We start from the raw sequence: 2,864 nt of genomic DNA on the forward strand, positions 1-2,864 counted from the left end.
CTCGCGGTCCGCGGGGGCGTCGGGACGCGGGGCGCCCGAGAAGGTGAACTTCGCGTCCTCGGTCTTGTCGGACTCACCGTCCCAGCCCTCGACGTCGACCGTGACCAGCTCGCCGGCCGCGACCTCGCCGAAGAGGATCTTCTCCGAGAGCGTGTCCTCGATCTCGCGCTGGATGGTGCGACGCAGCGGCCGCGCACCCAGGACCGGGTCGAAGCCCCGCTTGGCCAGCAGCTGCTTGGCCCGATCGGTGACCTCGATGGTCATGTCCTTGGCCTTGAGCGCCACGCCCACACGGCTGACCATGAGGTCGACCATCTGGACGATCTGCTCCTGCGTGAGCTGGTGGAACACGACGATCTCGTCGATACGGTTGAGGAACTCCGGGCGGAAGTGCTTCTTCAGCTCGTCGTTGACCTTCTGCTTCATCCGCTCGTAGGCGTCCTCGGTGTTGTCGGAGGACTGGAAGCCCATCCCGACGGCCTTGGAGATGTCCCTGGTCCCGAGGTTCGAGGTGAAGATCAGCACGGTGTTCTTGAAGTCCACCATGCGTCCCTGACCGTCGGTGAGACGGCCGTCCTCCAGCACCTGGAGAAGGGTGTTGTAGATCTCGGAGTGGGCCTTCTCGATCTCGTCGAACAGGACCACCGAGAACGGCTTGCGCCGCACCTTCTCCGTGAGCTGGCCACCCTCCTCGTAACCGACGTACCCGGGGGGCGCGCCGAAGAGCCGCGAGGCGGTGAAGCGGTCGTGGTACTCACCCATGTCGATCTGGATGAGCGCGTCGTCCTCGCCGAACAGGAAGTTCGCCAGGGCCTTGGACAGCTCCGTCTTACCGACACCGGACGGGCCGGCGAAGATGAACGAGCCCGAGGGACGCTTGGGATCCTTGAGCCCCGCACGCGTGCGGCGGATCGCCCGCGAGACCGCCTTGATGGCGTCCTCCTGGCCGATGATCCGCTTGTGCAGTTCGTCCTCCATGCGGAGCAGACGGGTGGTCTCCTCCTCGGTGAGCTTGAAGACGGGGATACCGGTCCAGTTGCCCAGGATCTCGGCGATCTGCTCCTCGTCGACCACGGCGGCCACGTCCATGTCGCCCGCGCGCCACTGCTTCTCGCGCTCGGCACGCTCGGCGATGAGCTTCTTCTCCGTGTCCCGCAGCCCGGCGGCCTTCTCGAAGTCCTGCGCGTCGATCGCGGACTCCTTCTCACGGCGCGCGTCGGCGATCTTCTCGTCGAACTCGCGCAGGTCCGGCGGAGCGGTCATCCGCTTGATGCGCATGCGGGCACCGGCCTCGTCGATGAGGTCGATGGCCTTGTCCGGCAGGAAGCGGTCGTTGATGTAGCGATCCGCCAGCTGGGCCGCCGCGGCCAGGGCCGAATCGGTGATGGTGACCCGGTGGTGGGCCTCGTAGCGGTCCCGGAGCCCCTTGAGGATCTCGATGGACAGCTCGACGCTCGGCTCGGGCACCTGCACCGGCTGGAAACGACGCTCGAGCGCCGCGTCCTTCTCGATGTGCTTGCGGTACTCCTCGAGCGTGGTGGCACCGATGGTCTGCAGCTCACCGCGGGCCAGCTTGGGCTTGAGGATCGACGCCGCGTCGATCGCGCCCTCGGCGGCACCGGCCCCGACGAGGGTGTGGATCTCGTCGATGAACAGGATGATGTCGCCGCGCTGGTTGATCTCCTTGAGGACCTTCTTCAGGCGTTCCTCGAAGTCACCGCGGTACCGGGACCCGGCCACGAGCGAGCCGAGGTCCAGCGAGTACAGCTGCTTGTCCTTGAGGGTCTCGGGGACCTCGTTGTTGACGATGGCCTGCGCCAGGCCCTCGACGACGGCGGTCTTGCCCACGCCGGGCTCACCGATGAGCACCGGGTTGTTCTTGGTGCGCCGGGAGAGCACCTGCATGATGCGCTCCACCTCCTTGGCGCGACCGACGACCGGGTCGAGCTTGCCCTCCATGGCGGCCTGGGTGAGGTTGCGACCGAACTGGTCCAGGACCGTCGACGACGACGGGGTCCCGGCCTCGCGACCACCGGAGCCCGCGGGCGTGCCCGAGGCCTCGGCCTCCTTGCCCTGGTACCCGGACAGCAGCTGGATGACCTGCTGGCGCACCCGCGTGAGGTCCGCGCCGAGCTTGACCAGCACCTGGGCGGCGACGCCCTCGCCCTCACGGATGAGGCCGAGCAGGATGTGCTCGGTGCCGATGTAGTTGTGGCCGAGCTGCAGCGCCTCGCGCAGGCTCAGCTCCAGGACCTTCTTGGCCCGCGGCGTGAACGGGATGTGCCCGCTGGGCGCCTGCTGGCCCTGGCCGATGATCTCCTCGACCTGACTCCGCACCGCTTCCAGCGAGATCCCGAGGGACTCGAGGGCCTTGGCGGCCACTCCCTCGCCCTCATGGATGAGACCCAGCAGGATGTGCTCGGTGCCGATGTAATTGTGGTTGAGCATCCTGGCCTCTTCCTGGGCCAGGACGACGACGCGACGCGCGCGGTCGGTAAACCGTTCGAACATCGTGCTACCTCACATTCCTCGGTTTTTCACCACTGTAGTGGCCGGTTCTGACGCTCTGCACCGCAGGAGCAGCACGAGGCCCGTCACCAGTGTTCAACGCGGCAGGTCGGGGAACGATTGCATGATCGTGTACGCCGTCAGCGAACGCCCCGCAACGGGCCGGATCCCCGGCCACTAGGGTCGTCGCCATGAGCTACGCGATCGGCGGCCGGGCGCCGTGAGCGCGTTCGATCTCGACCGCATCGGCCGCGGGCTGCCGTTCACCCGCGCCCTGCCCGCCCTGCTGGACGCCCTCGCCACGGCGGGCACCGCGGTGGTCCAGGCACCGCCCGGCACCGGCAAGACGACACTCG

At 67.6% G+C, this 2,864-nt stretch carries 1 protein-coding gene; it reads right to left on the reverse strand.

The window, feature by feature from the left end; genetic code table 11:
• On the reverse strand, positions 1-2,511 hold a 2,511-nt coding region (locus G6023_RS01765; RefSeq protein WP_182633930.1), incomplete at its 3' end, for an ATP-dependent Clp protease ATP-binding subunit.
• Positions 2,512-2,864: the final 353 nt, after the last annotated feature.

Origin of the sequence: Dietzia sp. DQ11-71, from assembly GCF_014144995.1 — a bacterium.
Taxonomy (GTDB): Bacteria; Actinomycetota; Actinomycetes; order Mycobacteriales; family Mycobacteriaceae; genus Dietzia; species Dietzia kunjamensis.